Annotated in this window: 22 protein-coding genes; 10 read left to right on the top strand and 12 right to left on the bottom strand. The window is 58.8% G+C overall.

Going from position 1 to position 20,074, the window contains the following annotated elements; genetic code table 11:
- Positions 1-31: 31 nt before the first annotated feature.
- Positions 32-727, top strand: a complete 696-nt coding sequence (locus RA28_RS17540; protein WP_342585426.1) for a thiamine diphosphokinase — start codon at positions 32-34, stop codon at positions 725-727.
- Here RA28_RS17540 and RA28_RS17535 read toward each other — a convergent pair.
- From RA28_RS17535 to RA28_RS17520, 4 genes are read right to left on the bottom strand one after another with little or no spacing between them, the layout of a single operon-like run.
- The gene (locus RA28_RS17535; RefSeq protein ID WP_039531393.1) at positions 672-1,586 is read right to left on the bottom strand and encodes a DMT family transporter; all 915 of its coding nucleotides are present in this window, start codon (positions 1,584-1,586) and stop codon (positions 672-674) included. The two genes, RA28_RS17540 and RA28_RS17535, sit on opposite strands and share 56 nt — an antisense overlap.
- 53 nt (positions 1,587-1,639) lie before the next feature.
- The gene (locus RA28_RS17530) at positions 1,640-2,050 is read right to left on the bottom strand and encodes a GFA family protein (RefSeq protein ID WP_039531391.1); all 411 of its coding nucleotides are present in this window, start codon (positions 2,048-2,050) and stop codon (positions 1,640-1,642) included.
- A 33-nt stretch (positions 2,051-2,083) separates the two neighbouring features.
- Positions 2,084-3,457, bottom strand: a complete 1,374-nt coding sequence (locus RA28_RS17525) for an L-serine ammonia-lyase (protein ID WP_039531388.1) — start codon at positions 3,455-3,457, stop codon at positions 2,084-2,086.
- 1 nt (position 3,458) lies between these two features.
- Positions 3,459-4,160: a glutathione S-transferase family protein gene (locus tag RA28_RS17520; protein ID WP_039531839.1), complete on the bottom strand. Its 702-nt coding sequence runs from the start codon at positions 4,158-4,160 to the stop codon at positions 3,459-3,461.
- Between the two features lie 167 nt (positions 4,161-4,327).
- On the opposite strand from RA28_RS17520, the gene rpiA reads away from it, so the two are divergent.
- The 6 genes from rpiA to RA28_RS17490 all read left to right on the top strand — a co-directional run bounded on the left by rpiA (position 4,328) and on the right by RA28_RS17490 (position 10,509).
- Complete coding sequence (gene rpiA, locus RA28_RS17515) at positions 4,328-5,110, top strand: ribose-5-phosphate isomerase RpiA (RefSeq protein ID WP_039531836.1); 783 nt, start codon at positions 4,328-4,330, stop codon at positions 5,108-5,110.
- Positions 5,111-5,234: 124 nt separating this feature from the next.
- Complete coding sequence (gene gor, locus RA28_RS17510) at positions 5,235-6,593, top strand: glutathione-disulfide reductase (protein ID WP_039531385.1); 1,359 nt, start codon at positions 5,235-5,237, stop codon at positions 6,591-6,593.
- Between the two features lie 72 nt (positions 6,594-6,665).
- Positions 6,666-7,811 carry an FtsH protease activity modulator HflK gene (gene hflK / locus RA28_RS17505; protein WP_039531382.1) on the top strand — a complete coding sequence of 382 codons (1,146 nt, stop codon included), beginning with the start codon at positions 6,666-6,668 and terminating at the stop codon, positions 7,809-7,811.
- Positions 7,811-8,689 (top strand): protease modulator HflC, encoded by an 879-nt coding sequence (gene hflC / locus RA28_RS17500; RefSeq protein ID WP_039531379.1) that lies wholly within the window; start codon positions 7,811-7,813, stop codon positions 8,687-8,689. Before hflK ends, hflC begins: the two co-directional genes overlap by 1 nt.
- Positions 8,689-8,883 carry a DUF2065 domain-containing protein gene (locus tag RA28_RS17495; RefSeq protein WP_039531377.1) on the top strand — a complete coding sequence of 65 codons (195 nt, stop codon included), beginning with the start codon at positions 8,689-8,691 and terminating at the stop codon, positions 8,881-8,883. Before hflC ends, RA28_RS17495 begins: the two co-directional genes overlap by 1 nt.
- 111 nt (positions 8,884-8,994) lie before the next feature.
- Positions 8,995-10,509 (top strand): Do family serine endopeptidase, encoded by a 1,515-nt coding sequence (locus RA28_RS17490; RefSeq protein WP_152612101.1) that lies wholly within the window; start codon positions 8,995-8,997, stop codon positions 10,507-10,509.
- A gap of 241 nt (positions 10,510-10,750) precedes the next feature.
- On the opposite strand, the gene RA28_RS17485 is transcribed toward RA28_RS17490, so the two are convergent.
- From RA28_RS17485 to RA28_RS17465, 5 genes are all read right to left on the bottom strand, one after another.
- A complete protein-coding gene (locus RA28_RS17485) occupies positions 10,751-11,419 on the bottom strand; it encodes a Crp/Fnr family transcriptional regulator (RefSeq protein WP_039531374.1) in 669 nt (222 codons plus the stop codon).
- A 116-nt stretch (positions 11,420-11,535) separates the two neighbouring features.
- Positions 11,536-12,141, bottom strand: coding sequence for an inner membrane-spanning protein YciB (locus RA28_RS17480; protein ID WP_039531372.1), 606 nt, complete (start codon positions 12,139-12,141; stop codon positions 11,536-11,538).
- Between the two features lie 17 nt (positions 12,142-12,158).
- Complete coding sequence (locus RA28_RS17475; RefSeq protein ID WP_039531831.1) at positions 12,159-13,061, bottom strand: EamA family transporter; 903 nt, start codon at positions 13,059-13,061, stop codon at positions 12,159-12,161.
- 117 nt (positions 13,062-13,178) lie between these two features.
- On the bottom strand, positions 13,179-14,288 hold the full coding sequence (gene ftsY, locus RA28_RS17470) for a signal recognition particle-docking protein FtsY (protein WP_039531369.1): 1,110 nt from the start codon (positions 14,286-14,288) through the stop codon (positions 13,179-13,181).
- 58 nt (positions 14,289-14,346) lie between these two features.
- Positions 14,347-14,985, bottom strand: a complete 639-nt coding sequence (locus tag RA28_RS17465; RefSeq protein ID WP_039531367.1) for a lysoplasmalogenase — start codon at positions 14,983-14,985, stop codon at positions 14,347-14,349.
- Positions 14,986-15,113: 128 nt separating this feature from the next.
- Here RA28_RS17465 and RA28_RS17460 point away from each other — a divergent pair, with 128 nt between their 5' ends.
- Entirely contained in the window at positions 15,114-15,509 is a 396-nt protein-coding gene (locus RA28_RS17460) for a hypothetical protein (protein WP_039531365.1), read from the top strand.
- Between the two features lie 8 nt (positions 15,510-15,517).
- On the opposite strand, the gene xseA is transcribed toward RA28_RS17460, so the two are convergent.
- Positions 15,518-17,002, bottom strand: a complete 1,485-nt coding sequence (xseA, locus tag RA28_RS17455; RefSeq protein ID WP_039531363.1) for an exodeoxyribonuclease VII large subunit — start codon at positions 17,000-17,002, stop codon at positions 15,518-15,520.
- Between the two features lie 75 nt (positions 17,003-17,077).
- Here xseA and purD point away from each other — a divergent pair, with 75 nt between their 5' ends.
- A complete protein-coding gene (purD, locus tag RA28_RS17450; RefSeq protein WP_039531361.1) occupies positions 17,078-18,343 on the top strand; it encodes a phosphoribosylamine--glycine ligase in 1,266 nt (421 codons plus the stop codon).
- A 90-nt stretch (positions 18,344-18,433) separates the two neighbouring features.
- Here the strand turns inward: purD and RA28_RS17445 are convergent, their stop codons facing one another.
- Positions 18,434-19,126 (bottom strand): FG-GAP repeat domain-containing protein, encoded by a 693-nt coding sequence (locus RA28_RS17445; protein ID WP_241481156.1) that lies wholly within the window; start codon positions 19,124-19,126, stop codon positions 18,434-18,436.
- Between the two features lie 86 nt (positions 19,127-19,212).
- Positions 19,213-19,536 (bottom strand): 2Fe-2S iron-sulfur cluster-binding protein, encoded by a 324-nt coding sequence (locus RA28_RS17440; protein WP_039531359.1) that lies wholly within the window; start codon positions 19,534-19,536, stop codon positions 19,213-19,215.
- Between the two features lie 127 nt (positions 19,537-19,663).
- Between RA28_RS17440 and RA28_RS17435 the strand changes: the two genes are divergently transcribed.
- Positions 19,664-20,032, top strand: a complete 369-nt coding sequence (locus RA28_RS17435; protein WP_039531357.1) for an OB-fold nucleic acid binding domain-containing protein — start codon at positions 19,664-19,666, stop codon at positions 20,030-20,032.
- Positions 20,033-20,074: the final 42 nt, after the last annotated feature.

Here is a 20,074-nt window from a genome sequence, read left to right as displayed (position 1 = left end):
ATGTCCAAATCCGGGAAATATGGTCAATCTTGTGAAAATTGAGTCGATTGTACGCTCAGAGGAGCCAATCGCGCTATTTGGAGGGGGCCAGATCGGTCCTGACGACCTGAATCTGGCGTTCAACCGCGTAAATTGCGTTGTTGCGGCAGATGGTGGTGCGGCGATTCTGATCGATTCGGGACGTATTCCAGACGCCGTTATCGGTGACTTCGACTCGCTTGATCCGGTTTACCGAGACCAAATCCCCGACGCGCAGCAGTTTTTCGTGAGCGAACAGGACAGCACCGATTTCGAAAAGGCGCTGCGCCAGATCGAGGCGCCTTTGGTCCTCGGGGTCGGGTTTCTGGGCGCGCGGGTGGATCATCAACTGGCTGCGTTCAACACGCTTGTAAGATTGCAGGATCGCCCGTGCGTGCTGCTGGGCGAGGACGAGGTGATTCTTCATGCACCGCCAAAGCTCGCTCTGCCAATGGCGAAGGGGCAAACCGTGTCTCTGTTCCCGCTGCGGCGCGTGACAGGTCGCAGTCGCGGTCTCGAATGGCCGATAGATCAACTGGTGTTTGAACCGGATGGGCAAGTGGGCACTTCGAACCGGGCACTTGGCGCAATCGAGTTGCAGGTGGATGGGCCCGGTCTTTTGGTAATGCTGCCGCGTGACATGCTGGACGAGGTTATGCGGGCGTTTCTGTCGGGGCAGAGCGCGCGCTGGCCCGCTCGCGCAGAATAACGTAGAGCCCGGCCGCAATCGTGATCATGATACCAACCGCCGCCAATCCGTTCGGCAGATCGTGAAAGATCAGCCATCCGACTAGGGTAGCCACCGGTATCTCCAGGTATTGCATCGGCGCCAACGTGGCGGACGGTGCAAACCGCAGTGACCACGTCATGAACAGATGCGCGACCGTTCCCAGCGCCCCGATCGCCAGCAACAGCCAGTGCAATTCCGCTGGCGGGATGATCAGGGAGATTTCCCAAATGTCCGCATAGGTTCCGAGCACCAAAACTGGCAGCAGCGCAATCGTGGCCATAGCGCCGGAAACTGCCTGCAACGCAACCGGGTCTGTTTCCTTGGCGATTTGACGGGTCACAAGCATGAAAAGCGCAAAGACGACTGCAACGATCAGCGGCAGAAGCGCCGGGGCGCCGACTTCGGCAAAGCTGGGTTGGATGACCAGAAGCGTTCCGATGAAGCCCACGATACAAGCGATCAGTCTGCGCGCACCGACTTCTTCGCCAAGCACATAGCGCCCCAACAGCAGCATGATAAACGGCATGACAAAGGCAATCGCGACCGCATCGGCCAGCGGCAAATACTGCAACGCACTGAACATTGCCGTGATCCCGACAATATGCAGCACAGTTCGAACCAGTGTCAGCCGCAGGACCCTTCCGCGCATCCGCCAAGGTCGTCCCGTTAGGGCAATCAAGGGGATCAGGATTGCGGCCTGAACGGAAAATCGCACGAAAACCAGCAATCCAACGGGCGTGGTTTCCCCCAACAGTTTGGCCATCGCGTCGCCCATCGGGGCGAGTATGCAAAAGCCAAGCATCAACGCGATGCCAAAAACAGGGCGGTCATGAGTCATGGCGCGACGCTAACGTTTTGCTGCGACGCTGAAAAGCCGTTACCGCAACGAGTTTAATCGATGGGTTGAACCTTGGTGTAATCCGGTCCGATGCAGTGCGGCAGACCATCGTTCAGTTTCAACCAGCGCAGTTTTTCTTCATGCGCGACGTTCAGCGTTGGCTCCAGCGCCTCAGGCTCGTCCAGTGTTGCAACGTACAGGTGCAGGACGTCGGACATAACGGTTGATCGAAACGAGATGGGCGTCCCGCAATGGGGGCAAAAGCTGCGTTCGACCCCCGGCGACGAGTTAAAGGTCCTGGGCGCTTCGGCTGTCCAGCGCCATTGGCCATCCCGAATCCCAAAATAGGTGGTCATCGGGGCCGCGCATTGACGTCGACAGCTATCGCAATGGCAGTTCACGCAAGACAGAACGGGTGGGGTGACCTCGTAGCGGACCGCTCCGCATAAGCAATGTCCCTGCATGTTTTGCCCTCGCTCTATGTTCCTTTGACTTGGTCAGCAGTTTGGAACGTTCACTGCCAAGCCGCCCAATGATGTCTCTTTGTATTTTTCGTGCATGTCGTGCCCGGTTTGGCGCATCGTTTCGATTACGGCGTCCAATGGAACAAAATGTTGCCCGTCGCCGCGCAGGGCCAAAGACGCGGCCGAGACGGCCTTGATCGCGCCCAGACCGTTACGTTCGATGCACGGGACCTGAACCAGCCCGGCAACCGGATCGCATGTCATGCCCAAATGATGCTCCAGGGCGATTTCAGCGGCATTTTCGACTTGTTCGGGCGTCCCGCCCATTACAGCGCACAAGCCTGCGGCGGCCATGGCCGAAGCGCTGCCAACCTCTGCCTGACACCCGGCTTCGGCCCCCGAGATTGAGGCGTTGTATTTTACAAGTCCACCGATCGCTGCGGCTGTCAGCAGGAAATCTTCGATCCGGGATTCCGTGGCTCCGGGTACGTGATCCAGGTAATAGCGCAGCACCGCTGGCAGAACGCCCGCCGCACCGTTGGTTGGGGCAGTGACGACCTGACCTCCGGCGGCGTTCTCTTCGTTCACGGCCATCGCATAGACGCTCATCCAGTCGTTGATTGTGTGCGGCGCGTTCAGGTTCATACCTCGCTCGGCCTGCAGAGCATCATGAATACCCTTGGCCCGGCGACGCACGTGCAATCCGCCCGGCAGAATGCCGTCAGTGTTCAGCCCGCGCTCGATACAGTCGTTCATCACTTGCCAAAGGCGAGTCGTCCCCTTGGCAAAGCTGTCTGCGCATCCTCGCGCGATTTCGTTCTCGCGCTTCATCTGTGCGATGTTCTTGCCGCTGGATCGGGCCATGTCCAACATTTCAACTGCTGATTTGAAAGGGAAAGGCACAGGGGCGCCTTCCTCGGTGGCCTTGCCTTCGGCCAGTTCCTCTTCGGTCAGGACAAATCCACCACCGATGGAGTAATAAACTTGTCGCAGGATAACGTCGCCCTGCGCATCGGTCGCCATCAGGATCATACCATTGGCGTGGCCGGGCAGGTTGTTGTCGAAATCAAAGACAAGATCCGCCTTTGGATCAAAAGCAAGCGTGGGCAGGCCATCCGGCGAAACCATATGTGTTTCCGAAATGTCAGCCAATGCAGCTTCGGCCTGTTCGTGGTCGTATGTGTCCGGTACAAACCCCGCCAAACCCAGGATGGTTGCGCGATCCGTTGCGTGGCCGACACCCGTGAACGCAAGCGAACCATGCAGCGAGCCGCGAAGCCCCGAAAATTCGAACGGGGACGCCCGCATCAGGTCGAGAAACCGCGCAGCAGCCACCATCGGCCCCATCGTGTGCGATGATGACGGGCCAATGCCCACTTTGAACATATCGAAGACGGAAAGAAACATGTCAGGTCGCTGAGCCTTCTGAAGGATTGGCATAAGTCGGAGAGGTGAAGGGCGTAACACCCAACCCCTCGGCGGCGATGGCAGCCCGCGTCGAAGGACGCATCTCCAGCTGCATAAGAAGCGTCTGCAAATATGGCGTGTCTGCCAGTTGAAACCAACTGCGATCCGACCGCGCCGGATAAAGCGCCATCCAACGCATCATGCAGGCTATGTAAAAGTTCAGGACCGAAGGGTGTTCGGGGCAGAGCCAATCCGGTTTGCTTTGCGCAACCGCGTCCAGGTTTTGCAGATGTTGGCGCAGCCGAGGCCGTATACCGGCCCGCAGCGATTCAGCCTGCGCCGTCTCAATGTACTTTTCGGCATAAAACACGATCCGCAGATCGGCATGCAGGGTGTTGGACGCAAAAAACAGCCATTTCAGAAAAGCGGCCCGGTCATTGCTGTCGGGCGACGGGGCCAGTTGTCCGTGGCGGTCTGCGAGCCATAACAGAATGGCGGCTGTTTCAAAGATCGGTCCTTGATCCGTTTCCAGCACCGGGATCAGGCCATTGGGGTTCAACGCACGGTACGCGGCCTCATCCTGCTGGTGTCTGCGGCGATCGACCAGTTCACTTTGATAGGGAACGCCCATTTCCTCCAACGCCAGTCGGACGACCAGCGAGGCATTGTCGGGGGCGTAATGCAGGCGGTACGGAGTTTCCATGCGGTCTATGTAATCTGTCTGGGCGCTGTACGAATACCCGATTGCGACGTTTCCCATCGGAAACGCGCATTTCAGCGACATGTTAAAACATGCCCGGATGCAATTGTCTCTCGCAGTTGGGCAAGGCATTCCGTATACAACCGGCAAATGAACTTGGGGATGCTGCCATGACCGGGGAAATGTCGCCGATTGAAAAGGCAAAATATGTCGCTGCAAACCGCGCCGCCGATCTGGTACAGGATGGCATGCGTGTCGGATTGGGAACCGGCTCGACCGCAGCTTGGATGGTGCGCAAACTGGGCGAACGGGTAAAGTCGGACGGGCTGAAGATCAAAGGTGTCCCGACGTCGACCGCGACCGCGCAATTGGCGCGTGAGGTCGGGATCGAAGTTGTCTCGTTGGATCAGGCTGGATGGCTGGACCTGACGATCGACGGCGCCGACGAGTTCGACAGAGAGTTTAACCTGATCAAAGGCGGTGGCGCCGCCTTGCTGCAGGAGAAGATCGTCGCTACCGCGAGCGATCAGATGGTGGTGATTGCGGATGCGGGCAAAGAGGTTGAAACGCTGGGCGCGTTTCCTCTGCCAGTCGAGGTGATCCCGTTTGGCTGGCAGACCACGCGGACGTTGATCGAAGAGACGCTGGACACCATGGATGTTCTGGGCACCTCGGTGACGCTGCGCATGAATGGTGAGGCGCCTAAGGTCACGGATGAGGGCAATCACATTCTGGACCTGCACCTGAAACGCATTGGACACGCCAGGCAACTGGCGCTGGTTCTGAACCAGATACCCGGTGTTGTTGAAAACGGCTTGTTCATCGATATCTGCGACAAGGTCGTGATCGGCTATGGCGACGGTCGGGTCGAGTTGCGCGACCTGAACGAAGGCACCGTTGAAATGGGTGAAGCCAGCAGTGGTGAAAACCTGTTCTCGGACTTGGCGGAGTAACGCGCGGCTGACTTGCGACAGGCAGGATCCCGGGAATTGCGCTTTTTCCGGTTCTTGGGGTTGGCACGCAGCTTTTCTTACGTAGATATGCAGAACGTTTTCAGACTGAACGAAGGAACCCGGCATGAGCTTTGACTATGATCTTTTCGTCATCGGTGGCGGCTCGGGCGGGGTGCGCGCGGCGCGAGTAGCTGCGGGTGAAACGGGCGCCGAAGTGGCGCTGGCGGAAGAGGATCGTTATGGCGGCACCTGCGTTATCCGCGGGTGCGTGCCCAAGAAGCTGATGGTGTTTGCCAGCGAATATGCGGATATGGTCCAAGACGCCCAGGCCTATGGCTGGGATGTAAAACCCGGTGCATTCGATTGGGATGTGTTCCGGGGCAAGCTGTACGCCGAACTTGATCGGCTGGAAGGCATTTACCGCAATATTCTGAAGAACAACGGTGTCGAGACATTTGATCAACGGGCCAGACTGGTCGATGCACACACGATCGAACTTGCCGATGGGACACGCAAGACGACCAAGCACGTCCTGATTGCCACCGGTGGTCGGCCAGTCGTGCCACAGTTTCCGGGGTCGGAGCTGGCCATTACGTCGAACGAGATCTTCCATCTCGACAAACTGCCGGGCCGCATATTGATTGTTGGCGGTGGCTACATTGCGAGCGAGTTTGCGGGCATCATGAACGGCATGGGCGTCCAGACAACGCAGTTCTATCGGGGGGCGCAAATCCTGCGCGGCTTCGACGAAGAGGCGCGCGGTCTGATCTGCGAGGAAATGCGCCAGAATGGAATAGATGTACGGCTGGGCACCAATGTTCTTGAGATGACGAAAGACGGCGACCAGATCCGCGTCAAAGCGACGGACGGCACAGAGGATCGCTTTGACACCGTCATGTTTGCCACTGGCCGGACGCCAAATGCGGACGATCTGGGCCTTGATACGATCGGCGTGGAACGGGGGCGCAAGGGCGAGATCATCGTTGATGAATACAGCCAGACAGCCGTGCCTTCGATTTTTGCCATCGGCGACGTAACGGACCGGGTGAATCTTACACCCGTGGCCATCCGCGAGGGTATGGCGTTTGTTGAAACCGTTTTTAACGGTAACCCAACACCCGTCGACCACGACCTGATTCCGACCGCGATATTCACGCAGCCGGAATTTGGTACAGTTGGACTTAGCGAGGAAGAAGCGGCGGCGCAGGAACCCGTTGAGGTTTACGCAACGTCGTTCAAGCCGATGCAAAAAGCGTTTGCCGGGGGCACTCAGCGGGTGCTGATGAAATTGATCGTCAGCCAGGCAACGCGCAAGGTGTTGGGCTGTCACATCGTGGCACCGGGTGCCGGCGAGATGATCCAACTGGCAGGGATCGCCGTAAAGATGGGCGCAACCAAAGAAGATTTTGACCGCACGGTTGCGGTTCACCCTGTTATGGCAGAAGAACTGGTGACAATGCGGCAACCTGTTCGCACGGCTTGATTTGCAACCGCGCGCACACAAGTTACAAGGGACCCCGTGATCACACGGGCCTAAACGAAGGAATCGAAACATATGGCGGGCAACAGCGGTGGCCCCTGGGGGGGCGGAGGCTCTTCCGGCGGCGGAGGAAATCGGGGTAATAACGGCGACGGGCGACGCCCGCCCGAAGGCGACGGCCCGCAGATCCCCGAGATCGACGAGCTGATGAAAAAGGGTCAGGAACAGTTGCGCGTCCTTATGGGCGGTCGCGGCGGCTCGGGCCGGGGCGGCAATGGGCAAGGTTCGGGCGGTGGTGGCCCGATCTTCACCCGGGGAACGGTCGCGATTGGCGTAATTGCAGCGGTCGTTTTGTGGGGTTTCGCAAGCGTCTATACCGTCAAGCCGGAAGAACAGTCTGTCGAACTGTTTCTGGGTGAGTTTTCTGCCGTTGGCAATCCGGGCTTGAACATTGCACCATGGCCCTTTGTCACGGCTGAGGTCATTCCGGTGACCCGCGAACAAACCGAAGACATGGGCGGCGCGCGCGGCAGCGACGATGGTCTCATGCTGACCGGTGACGAGAACGTGGTCGACATCGACTATCAGGTGGTCTGGAACATCAATGATCCGGCCAAGTTTCTGTTCAACCTGCGCGACCCGCGCCAAACCATCCGCGCGGTTTCGGAATCAGCCATGCGCGAGATCATCGCGCAAAGCGAACTGGCTCCGATCCTGAACCGGGATCGCGGTATCATCGCCGAGCGTCTGCAGGAACTGATTCAGGCGACGATGGACAGTTACGACTCGGGCGTGAACATCATCCGTGTGAACTTTGACAAGGCCGACCCGCCGCAGGATGTGATCGCGGCATTCCGTGACGTTCAGGCCGCGGCGCAGGAACGTGACCGTCTGCAAAACGTGGCGGACGCCTATGCCAACCGCGTTCTGGCGGAAGCCCGTGGTGAAGCGGCGCAGGTCCTTGAAGAGGCCGAAGCCTACCGTGCCCAACAAATCAACAGCGCGATGGGTGAAGCAAGCCGCTTTAGCGCCGTTCTGGAGGAATATTCCAAGGCGCCGGATGTCACCCGCAAGCGTCTTTACCTTGAACGGATGGAACAGGTCCTTGGGGACGTGGACAAGATCATTCTGGACGAAAACTCGACCGGTTCCGGGCAGGGCGTGGTTCCCTATCTGCCGCTGAATGAACTGCGCCGCAATCAAGCCCAGGAGAGCAACTGATGCGTAAGACACCCATTATCCTCATCCTGATCTTCGGTCTCATCCTGGTTGGCTTGTCTTCGGTCTTCATCGTCGACGAACGCGAACGCGCGCTTGTTCTGCGGTTCGGACGCGTCGTGAACGTAAAAGAAGAGCCGGGTCTGGCCTTCAAGCTGCCCTTTGTTGACGAAGTGGTGCGTTATGACGACCGTATCCTTTCAATCGACGTTCAGCCGCTGGAAGTGACGCCGCTCGATGACCGCCGTTTGGTGGTTGATGCCTTTGCTCGCTATCGGATTGCTGACCTGAACCAATTCCGGCAGGCGGTTGGTGTTGGCGGTGTTCCCGTCGCCGAGGACCGTCTGGACCGTATTCTACGCGCCGAAACGCGCGAGGTTCTGGGTTCGGTTTCGTCCCGCGATATTCTGAGTTCGGACCGGGCGGCATTGATGCTGCGCATCCGCAACAGCGCGATTGCCGAAGCGCAGGCACTGGGCGTCAACGTGATCGACGTGCGATTGAAAGCCACCGATTTGCCGCAGGCAAACCTCGAAGCGACATTTGATCGGATGAAGGCCGAGCGGGAGCGCGAGGCGACCGACGAACGCGCCCGCGGTAACGAGGCGGCGCAGCGCGTGCGCGCGCAGGCTGACCGAACCGTGGTGGAACTCGTATCCGACGCGAATCGCGAAGCCGAGATCATTCGCGGTGAGGCCGACGCCGAACGCAACGCGATCTTTGCCGAAGCCTACGGCGCTGACCCGGAATTCTTTGAATTCTACCGCTCGCTTTCTGCCTATGAACAGGCGCTGGGCGGCGGCAACAGCTCGATGGTGCTGAGCCCGGACTCCGAGTTCTTCAACTATCTGAAATCGCCCACAGGGCAGGCGACCCGGTAATGGGGCTGATCCTTCTGGCCATCGGGCTGGTATTGATTGTCGAGGGGCTGGCCTATGCGCTGGCCCCTTCGCTTATAGAACGGATGCTGGAAGCGCTGCGGTCATTGCCCGTTCAGGCAAGACAGCTGGCTGGGCTGCTTTGTGTTGTCAGCGGTTTGGTCCTTGTCTGGTTGGCGTATCAGTTCGGATTCTGAGGCTGCGGTTTCACGCGCCGGTGATTTCCCCGCGATCCCGAGTTGCGGGCTTGGCCAAACTGACTACATTGGTTGCTAAGAATGGCTGAATTCAGTCAGCCGCCCAAAGAGATGTCGACAAGGAGAGCCGAGGTGCAGGCAAAAGCGCGCAGTATATCCGTCCGGCGGGACGATGTGAGTGTTATGGTACGAATGATGTGGCTGGCTTTTGTCGGGATGCTGTTTGTTCTGGCGCAGACCATAGCCGCGCATGCGCGTGGGGAAAGCCTTGCGCCCCTGGCCGAACAGATCAGCCCCGCTGTTGTCAACATTACCACGTCGACTCTTGTCGAGGGGCAGACCGGTCCGCAAGGGATTGTGCCAGAAGGTTCCCCGTTCGAGGATTTCTTTCGCGAGTTTCAGGACCGAAACGGCGATGACAACCGACCGCCCCGACGCAGCAATGCACTGGGGTCCGGGTTTGTGATCTCTGAAGATGGGTACATCGTGACCAACAACCACGTGATCGCCGAGGCCGATGAGATATTGGTCGAGTTCTTTCCGGGCGATGGCCAGCCAGTCAAAGAACTGCCGGCCAAGGTGATTGGAACTGACGAAAAAACGGACATTGCCCTTCTGAAGGTCGAGGCAACCGGGCCGCTCAAATACGTCCAGTTCGGCAACAGCGACACCGCCCGGGTTGGTGATTGGGTCATAGCCATGGGCAATCCTCTGGGGCAGGGCTTCTCGGTCTCGGCCGGGATCGTGTCCGCGCGGAACCGAGCGCTCAGCGGGTCGTATGACGATTACATCCAGACCGACGCTGCGATCAACCGGGGCAATTCCGGCGGTCCGCTGTTCAATATGAACGGCGAGGTTATCGGTGTGAATACGGCTATATTGTCGCCCAATGGTGGATCGATCGGGATCGGTTTTTCCATGGCATCCAACGTCGTCACGAAGGTCGTAGATCAATTGCGTGAGTTCGGCGAAACCCGTCGTGGCTGGTTGGGCGTGCGTATTCAGGACGTGACCGAGGACATGGCCGAGGCGATGGGGCTGGACAAGCCCGGCGGCGCGTTGGTCAGTGACGTTCCGGATGGGCCTGCAAAGGACGCCGGATTGCTGGCGGGCGACGTGATCCTGAGCTTTGATGGGGTCGAAGTTGAAGACACGCGCGGGCTGGTTCGCCAAGTCGGCGAAACCACAGTGGGCAAGTCTGTACGGGTCGTGGTTCATCGTGATGGCGGCACGCAGACCGTGTTGGTGACTCTGGGCCGCCGCGAAGATGCAGAACGCGAAGAAGAGGGTGAGGCGGAAGCTACGGACGAGGAACAGGGAGCAGAGGATACCGACATCCTTGGCCTGACCATCTCGCCCCTGACCGATGCATTGCGCAGTGAAATGGGTCTCGACGACGATGCGGAAGGTCTGGTTGTTTCAAACGTTGACGAGGCGTCCGAGGCCTATTCCAAGGGCTTGCGTGCCGGTGACCTGATTACGGAAGCAGGTCAGCAGAAGGTGACTTCAATCGAAGATCTTGAGGCCCGCATGGAAGAGGCGCGCGAGGCTGGCCGCAAGTCGCTGTTGTTGCTGGTTCGCCGCGGCGGTGAACCCCGGTTTGTTGCGCTAAGCCTGGAACAGTAGAGAGCCGATATTGCCAAAGTTTGAAAGGCCGGGGATTTCCCCGGCCTTTTCGCTTCAAAAACGGGATGAACAAAGAAAAGAGCCATATGCCGGGCTTGGCATATGGCTCGTGTACAGGGAGAGGCCAGTGGACAGATATCGGGGATGATAAGCTGACCTCCTACGGTAACAGGAATCACCTTAGGCGTTTTGCCGTGACAGGTCTGTGAACCGGGTCACAATCTGCGGCAAGAATGTGGGATCAGATCAGGTCGGACTCGGCCAGTTGCTGCAAAGCATCGAGATCGTGGATCTGCAAACCACCTCGGGACGCCTCGACCACGTTGCTGCGCTTCCAGATCGAGATGGTTTTGGAAACCGCCTCGCGCGTGGCACCAACAAATTCGGCCAGTTCGCTTTGCGACAACGTGATGCGTTGCGACGGGTCGTCCTGCTCGTTCGCCAGGTGCAGCAGTTTACGCGCCAGGCGTATCGGCATCGGCAAAAACACCTGCTCGTTCAACTGCACGCCCATCATGCGCATCCGCAGACCGGCCAGCCGGATCATATCGACCGCAAGGTCGGGGTGCTGACGAATTTGCCCCATCACATCCCTCTGCCGCACTTTCAGCACGCGCGAGGGTTCGGCTGCGGTCACGGTTGCCGTGCGCGGGCCGTCGTCGAACAGGGCAATCTCGCCAAACACTTCGCCCGGACGCAACAGATTGAGCGCAAGCTTGCGCCCGCTCATCGCCAGGAAGGATACTTCGAGCAGCCCATCGAGAATGGCAAACAGGGCGTCACCTTCGTCGCCCTGTTCAAACAGAACCTCACCCCTGTCCAAAGAAACTTCGGTCGCCTGCGCAGCAAGCATTGCCCGAAGCCGTTCCGAGGCTTCGGAAAGGAATCCGCTATTGGGAAATGCCGTCATGTGGTGCGTTATTCTCCGCTGGAGTGGGCTGAGTGGTGCCTCAATTTTTCACAGGTTGGACTGTAAGCCAAGTTTTTTTAGCCAAATCTGCAGAAACCTGTTGCCGTGCCCTTGCGTTACTGCTTGTCCGGGTCATCCATATAGCTTTGCAGCATGCTGAATTGCAGCATCAGGAACACCATCAAGGCAATTGGGAACCCAAATGTCTCGATCTTGACCCACAGATCAGTGGACATCGTGCGCCAGACAACTTCGTTTGCTAAGGCCAGAACGGCAAAACAGGCGCAAAGCCGACGGGTCAGAATCATCCAGCCCTCGTTTTGCATCGGCAGCATCTCGTCCAGCACATAGGCGAGGTATGATTTCCCCTGCAACAAACCAATACCCAGAATGGCCGAGAAGACGCCATAAACAAGGGTCGTTTTCATCTTGAAAAACCGCTCGTCGTTGAACCAGGCGGTCAGGCCCCCAAAAAAGATTACCATGAAGGCTGTAAAAATCTGCAACTTGCTGAGTTTGCCGGTCAGAAACCACAAGATTCCCATTGCTGCCAGCATAAGCGGAACAAAGATGATCGTGGCGACTATGAACCCGGAATATTCGATGCCGCCGATCAGAAAGCTGTCATCGCGCAGCCGAAGGTAGATGAAAAAGAAGGCCAGAGGCGGGCCGAGCTCGAGCACCTGTTTCAGAAACGGGTTTATGTCTTTTTTGCCTGTCATTATTCGCGTCCTGCTGCTTACCCGCCCATTTCAACGATTATGGCGCCCAATGCAATCAGCGCCATGAGTGCAATGCGCCGGGGTCCGACGGTTTCTTTCAGAACCAGCCAGCCGATCAGCGCGGCGAAAACAGTTGACGTTTCGCGCAGAACGGCGGCTTCGCCCACTTTGTCCAATCTGGTTGCCAACATGATCGATCCGAATGACAAGGGCGCGATGATACCGCCAGCAAGCCCGCGCAGCATCAGCGGGCCCAATGTGGGTCGGTGGATCATGGCGCGCCATCTCAGAAAGGCGTAGATGGGCATTGCCGCACCATCGATCATGAAGAACCAAGCCAGAAAGGTAAAAGGGTCCGCAGTCGCCCGGATTCCGTAGGCGTCATAGGTGGTATACAGCGCCACGAACAACCCGGTGGCAACCGCCAGAATAAGGGCAATGCCAAGCGTCTCTCGGTCGGTTTCCAAATACCTCAGATTGTAGGCCGCCAGTCCGAAAATACCGGCCAACAGAACGGCCACGCCAAGCCACTGTGTGCCGGAAAAGGTTTCTCCGAACAAAAGGTATGCGCCAATGACCGTGAACAGGGGCCCGGTTCCGCGCACCACAGGGTAGACCACTGTGTAAGACCCTTTTGTGTATGCCATAGCCTGAAGCGTCTTGTAGGCGATGTGGATCAGCCAGACGATGCCAAAGATCGGCCACATGTAGGACTCGGGCCAGGGTACAACGAACAAGGCAAAGGGCGCCGCCATCAGGCCATAGCTTGCATCGATCGCACCGCGCGACAGCCAGGGATCGTGACGCCCTTTTTGAAGGGCACCAAAAACCGCATGCAGAAAGGCCGCCATCAACGCCAGCCCAAGCGCGAGCCGATGGCCCGCTTCGGTACCTTCAAGTGAGATCAGCCAATCGCTCAAATCAGGGCCTTTGTTTGGTCGGACGGGAAAGGGACCGGTCGTACCCTGCATCACCGTTTTCCGAAAGCGATGAAGCAGCAATCGAAAAAACCGGGGGTTTTAGGGGGCGGACGAGGATCAGGATTGCAAACCGGTCAGGGCAGCGGCGAATTCTTCGGGGTCAAACGGGGCCAGGTCGTCAATTTGTTCACCCACACCAATGGCATGTATCGGCAATCCGAATTTGTCGGCCAAGGCAACCAGCACGCCGCCCTTTGCGGTGCCGTCAAGCTTGGTCATCACAAGGCCGGAGACGTCGGCCAGCTTGCGGAATGTCTCGACCTGGCTCAGCGCGTTTTGACCCGTTGTGGCATCCAGAACCAGAAGCGTGTTGTGCGGTGCGGTTTCGTCTTTCTTGCGAATGACGCGGACAACCTTGGCCAGTTCTTCCATCAGATCAGCCCGGTTTTGCAGACGGCCGGCGGTATCGATCATCAAAAGGTCCGCTCCGTCTTCCTGCGCTTTCGTCAGGGCATCAAAGGCGAGGCTGGCCGGGTCCGAGCCCTCTGGCGCCGTCAGAACAGGAACGCCAGCACGTTCGCCCCAGACCTGCAATTGCTCGACTGCAGCGGCCCGAAAGGTGTCGCCGGCGGCAATAACGACCTTTTTGCCAGCTGCTTTGAACTGGCTGGCGAGTTTGCCGATTGTCGTCGTTTTGCCGGACCCATTGACGCCGACGACCAAAACCACCTGAGGGCGTTTGGGATAGATGGGCAGGGGCTTGGCCACCGGCTCCATGACCCGCGCGACTTCCTGCGCCAGCAGTTGCTTGATTTCCTGGGTCGATAGTTTGCGACCAAAGCGTCCCTCTGCCATGTTGGCGGTGACGCGCAGGGCCGTATCAACGCCCATGTCCGAGGCGATCAAAAGCTCTTCAAGCTGCTCAAGCATATCGTCGTCCAACGCGCGGCGAACGACGTTACGGTTTTCGCTGCGATTAAAGAGGCGGCCCAGCATACCTTTGGGTTGCTCGGCCGTGGCCTCAACAGGTTCATGCTGCTGCGGACGGTCGGGTTGGGGGACAGGCTCTGGCTGCGGGCTGTCTTGAACGGGGCTTGGTTCAGGCGCTTGTGCAGGTGGTTGCGGTGCTTCTTCCTCACCGCCATCTTCGACAATCGCTTCAAGCCCTTGCTCAAGGCGGGACGAGGATTTGAACAACCGGTCTTTCAGCTTGGAAAAAAACGCCATCTTTGGTCTCCGCAGGTGTTGCCCTCACCTAATGCGGATTTGCAGCAGTTGCAAAGGGTCAGACAAAGGCGATCAACAATCCGGCTTGTGCGCCCCAATAAAGCACCCAGACAAGATAGGGCGTCAGCTTCTGCGCAGGGTGATCGCCGGGCAACAGAAACTTCTCGGTCGCCAGAATGAGATCTGAGGCAATGAAACCGGCCGCAGCTGGCAGGGCCCAACGCAACGTCCCGCTTTCGGGCAACGTCAGCGCTGCGATGCCCATTCCGAGGGTGATCGGGATATAGGCAAATACGGCAGGCCTCAGGTCTCCGGCACGTGGGGCGATCAACGTCGCAGCGACAATGCCCAGAATGATAAGCGACCAGAAATAACCGGGGCGATCCAGAACAAGTTCGAGGCTGCTGGCTGGTTGGCTTAAAAACAGGGCGATATAGGCGATGTGGCCTGCCGCAAATGCACCGACACCTGCCGTGAAGGCGGTATCGGTGTCGCGGGACAGCAGTGCATCTCCGACGGCGCATAGGGCGAGGGCGAGAACAAGAAGCGGGCCGCTGCCATTGATCACTGCGATCGTTGCCAGCAAGACGACCGCAGCGGTTTTCAGCATTGATCGCAAACCATTTGCAGGCCGGGATGCCATCGGCAGGTAGGTAATGGCGCATGCGGCTGCCAGCCCAAAAAGCAGATTTGTCATGTTCTTGCGTCCCGGTTTCCTGGGTAAACACTGACTTTGCCCGACGCTTTGCTCAACCGTGACGTTAAGGCAGGTATCTCGCAGCAAAGCGAATGGCATTGGTTCGGTGCATCTGACACAATCATTACATGCTGAGATCGTTCGTGATTCTACTGTCGTTGAGTGTGCAAGCCGCTGGGGCGCAGACCGCATTGTCCGGTGCCGAATTTGATGCCTATACACGCGGCAAGACCTTGTTCTATGGCTTCGGCGGCACGGTTTACGGTGCGGAACGCTATCTGCCCAACCGTCGCGTGATCTGGTCTTTCCTGGACGGCGATTGCAAAGAGGGCGTCTGGTATGAACGGGACGACCAGATTTGCTTTGTTTACGAAGACCGTTTTGATCCACAATGCTGGGTCTTTACGCAGTCCGGCTCGGGCCTGATTGCGCAGTTCGAAGGTGATCCGGAAGCGACCGAACTATACGAAGCCGACGACATCGGGGAAGAGATGGTCTGCTACGGCCCGGACGTCGGCGTCTGAATTTCAGGTCAGAACAGTGACCCCTGATCCGGCGTCGGTGGTTTGGGTTTCTTTGCCGCCGGTTTGGCTGGCGCACCGGTCGACAGGGTGCCATCCGCAAATTCGATGTCCAACGCGGGGTGCTTCGAAGCCTCTGCTTTGGTTGTGATGACATCGCCTTCGGCTCGGATCACCGCATAGCCTCGGTCCAGCGTGGCTTTGTAGCTCAGTGTTTCGCGCAGGCGATCAGTCGCGTCAACTTTCTGGCGAAGGCGGTCGAGGCGGGAAACCTGCGCTTTGTGCATTCGATCTGTCAAAGCTGCAATGGTCTGGCGCTGCAAGGCAACATCGCGCTGGATTGGCCGCACGGATAAACGGGATGACAGGTTGCGCAAGGCTTCTTGCCGGGATGAGACGACGTTCCGCAGCGTTGATGGTCGAAGATGCGCGGACAGCCTGACCACTTGCAGGCGGCGATTTTGCACGCCGCGATCAAGAGCGGGCGCAAGACGATCTGCAATAAGATCAAGCCGTTGCCGAGGGGTGTTCAACAAAGTGTCTGGCCTTGGCAGAGCGCGCGACAGATCCGTCAGGCGCTGGCTGCGGCGCTGCACGGCATCCGTGGCGGCGCGGGACAGGCGCGCGCCTTGCTCTCCGGTCCAGGCGAGCAATTCGATCCGCACCGGCACGGCAAGTTCCGCCGCAGCAGTGGGTGTTGGTGCGCGTCGATCAGAGACAAAATCAATCAGGGTTGTGTCGGTCTCGTGTCCGACGGCGGAAATCAGGGGAATTTCAGACGCGGCAGCAGCGCGGGCAACGATCTCTTCGTTGAAGCCCCACAAGTCTTCGATTGACCCACCGCCGCGCGCGACGATGATCAGATCCGGACGCGGCAAAGCGCCGCCCGGGGTCAGGGCGTTGAACCCATCAATGGCGCGGGCCACTTCGGGGGCGCAGTTGGCGCCTTGCACGGCGACTGGCCAGATCAGAACCTTGCGTGGGAAACGATCCCGCAATCGATGAAGAATGTCCCGGATCACGGCGCCGGACGGAGATGTTACGACCCCGATGATCCGAGGCAGATATGGCAGCGGCTTCTTGCGTTCCTGTGCAAAAAGCCCTTCGGCCTCCAACTGTTTCTTGCGCTTTTCCAACAGCGCCATCAGCGCGCCCTGACCAGCGACCGCAACTTCGTCGACGTTGAGATTGTATTTCGACTGTGCGCCGAATGCGGTCAGGCGGCCGGTTACGACGACTTCAAGCCCTTCCTCAGGAACGACGGAGAGCCCCGATATCTGCCCCTTCCAAGTGGTGCAGGCCAGAACGTTCCGATCGTCCTTGATGTCGTAGTACAAATGACCCGAGCGTGCCTTGAACACGCGCCCAACCTCGCCGCGCACACGGATTCGGCCAAAGGTGCCTTCAAGTGTCCGTTTCACCTCGCCCGAGATGTCCGAGACTGTGTATTCAGGGGTGTTTTGGCCGGGAACGGGATCATCAAGCAGGTCGGACATTTCAGCGCCTTGTATCAAATGCGCGCCCAGCTTAGAACGCGCGCACGGCGAGGCCAAGCAGATCGGAGAGCATTCATGAATATCCTCATTCTCGGCAGCGGTGGGCGCGAACACAGCCTCGCCTGGGCGGTGATGCAAAACCCAAAATGCGACCGCCTGATCGTCGCGCCGGGAAATGCCGGGATTGCACAGATTGCGGATTGCGCAGCGCTGGATATTGAAAATGGTGGTGCAGTCGTCGGTTTTGCTGAAGAAAATGCCATTGATTTCGTGATTGTCGGCCCCGAGGCTCCGCTGGCCGCAGGTGTTGCGGATCGCCTGCGCGAAGCGGGGGTGCTGGTTTTTGGCCCCTCGGCAGAAGCTGCGCTGCTGGAGGCGTCGAAGAGTTTTACCAAGGAAGTCTGCGATGCCGCCAACGCTCCGACGGCGGCTTATGCGCGGTTTACCGAGGCTGAACCGGCCAAGGCCTATATTCGAGAACACGGGGCACCGATTGTCGTGAAGGCTGACGGGCTTGCTGCTGGCAAAGGCGTGATCGTCGCGATGGACGAACAAACGGCGCTGGACGCCATCGATGACATGTTCGGCGGGACCTTTGGCGGCGCGGGCGCCGAGGTGGTGATCGAAGAATTCATGGAAGGCGAAGAAGCCTCGCTGTTTGTGCTTTGCGATGGGGAAGACATTCTGTCGATCGGCACCGCGCAGGACCATAAACGCGTCGGCGAGGGCGATACCGGGCTGAACACGGGCGGGATGGGCGCATATTCACCGGCGCCGGTTCTGAACGAAGAGGTCGAAGCGCGGGCAATGGAAGAGATTGTGCGCCCGACCATGGCGGAAATGCAGCGCCGGGGTACGCCGTTTCAGGGCGTGTTGTATGCCGGCTTGATGATCCAGGACGGCAAGCCCAGGTTGGTCGAGTACAACGTAAGGTTCGGCGATCCCGAGTGTCAGGTGTTGATGATGCGCCTTGGCGCACAGGTGCTGGACCTTTTGCATGCCGCCGCTGAAGGCCGGTTGCGTGACGCGCAGGTGAACTGGGCCGATGACCATGCAATGACGGTTGTGATGGCCGCGCGAGGGTATCCCGGGGCTTATGAAAAGGGAACTGTCATCAGGGGGTTGAATGACTTGTCCGAGGACAGCAGGACCATGGTGTTTCATGCGGGCACCAAGGCTGCGGATGGTCAGATCGTCGCATCCGGTGGCCGCGTTCTGAATGTGACCGCCCGCGCAGACACGTTGTCAGAAGCGCGGGACAACGCGTATTCACTGGCCGACGGCGTCGACTGGCCGGACGGATTTTTCCGCCGCGACATTGGTTGGCGCGCTTTGGGTTAAATGCCGGGCTGCGCCCGTCTCGTTTGCTGGCGGACGAGGGGCCGGCCCCTCGGGCTCCCCGGGATATTTGTGGCCAGATGAAGTGGTGGATCAGCAGGCAAGCGCGCGGTTCAGGCTGCTGGGGCCGTCAAACGGGCCGAGATCGGTTTTGGTCCAGCCAGATTGGTAGGACACGCCGAGGATGCGGGACCAGTCGCCGCTGGCGAGGATCAGTTGAGGCATGTCGCCGCAATCCCGCAGGCCGCCTGAAATGAAGTCCTCACCAATGCGATGGTTTGTGAGATTGGGGAGCGAGGCGATTGCGGTCAGCCTGCCGTGGTCAAAACGCCAGATGCGCAGCGTCTTGGCCAGGTGCGGACGGTCGACATAAGCTATTTCGACGCGCCCGTCGCGGTCCAGATCAGATGCTCCTACCGGCGCGAGCCACCGAAAGCGTGTGCCGATATGCGGCGTGGCGGCAATCTTTGTGCCGCTTGCGTCGTAGATTGCCAATTGCGCCCCGGTCCGGGTGTTGGATTCGACCACGATAACTTCATTTGCGCCGTCCAGATCAACATCGACCAGACGCGGGGCGAGGTCCTCGAACACGCGATTCTGAGGCAGCCGGATTGTCACAATGCTCTGACCAGCGCTTGATTGGCTGTTTTGCCCGGTCTTTGTGATGCTGAGCTGTAAAGCCCCGTATTCGATGTCGTCACCCAGGACGCCATGCGCATACCGGGTGGTGGGTTCGGTGAAACGCGCATGCGTGATTGTGTCAGCCAGGGCGGCGGATGCGAGCAAAGTCAGCCATCCGATCAGTAACGATCGCGCGCCGTGACCCCACCGGTGCCGCGGGCACAGGGGTGGAGGCGGCGCTTTGACGTGCATCAGATCTGTTTTTCCGGCATCTGTACGACAAGACCATCCAACGCGTCGGTGACCTTGATCTGGCAGGTCAGGCGCGAGCGGTCCGGGTCGGGCTCGTAGGCAAAGTCCAGCATGTCTTCTTCCATGTCGTCCTTGGCCGGGATTTTCTCGACCCAGTCGGGGTGGATATAGACGTGGCAGGTCGAGCAGGCGCAGGCACCGCCGCAATCGGCCTCGATGCCGGGAATGTTGTTGTCACGGGCCCCTTCCATGACGGTCAGTCCGTTGGCGACCTCGACTGTATGTTCGGTACCGCCGTGCTCGACATAGGTGATCTTTGCCATTGCGTGCGTCTTCCTTTTGCGTTTGTCGAATTCTTCCTTAGTCAAGGCATTTAGGTCTGACCAGCCTCATTTGCGACTCATCGTGGTGGCTCTGGACTTTCCCGGGCTTTGTTCTATTTTTGTTCTCATGCTTGTTGCCTCCACCCGTTCCGCAGTTCCTAACCGTGAGTGGCCGCGTCCGCCTGCCTGTCTGCCCGCAAACAGGCTGGACAATCCGCCCGAGGGCGCGCGCGTTACCGTCGCCGGGCTGGTGATTCTGCGGCAGAGGCCGGGAACGGCCAAGGGGGTCATCTTTGTTACGCTCGAAGATGAGACAGGCATCGTGAACGTGGTGGTCTGGCGTAAGATTTACGAACAGTTTCGCCGCGCGGTGATTTCGGGGCGTTTGTTGCGGGTAACGGGGCGGATGCAGCGGGCGCATTCGGTGACGCATGTCATCGCGGAAGAGATCGAAGATATCTCGGGGATGTTGGATGTGCTGGTCAGAGGGCAGTGACGCATCGCAGGCCATATGGTTGGAGCACGCAACGGCAGACCC

This window comes from Ruegeria sp. ANG-S4, from assembly GCF_000814005.1.
GTDB lineage: Bacteria > Pseudomonadota > Alphaproteobacteria > Rhodobacterales > Rhodobacteraceae > Ruegeria.
Note: the sequence above shows the minus strand (reverse complement) of the source record. Positions and strands in the feature narration are given on the sequence as shown.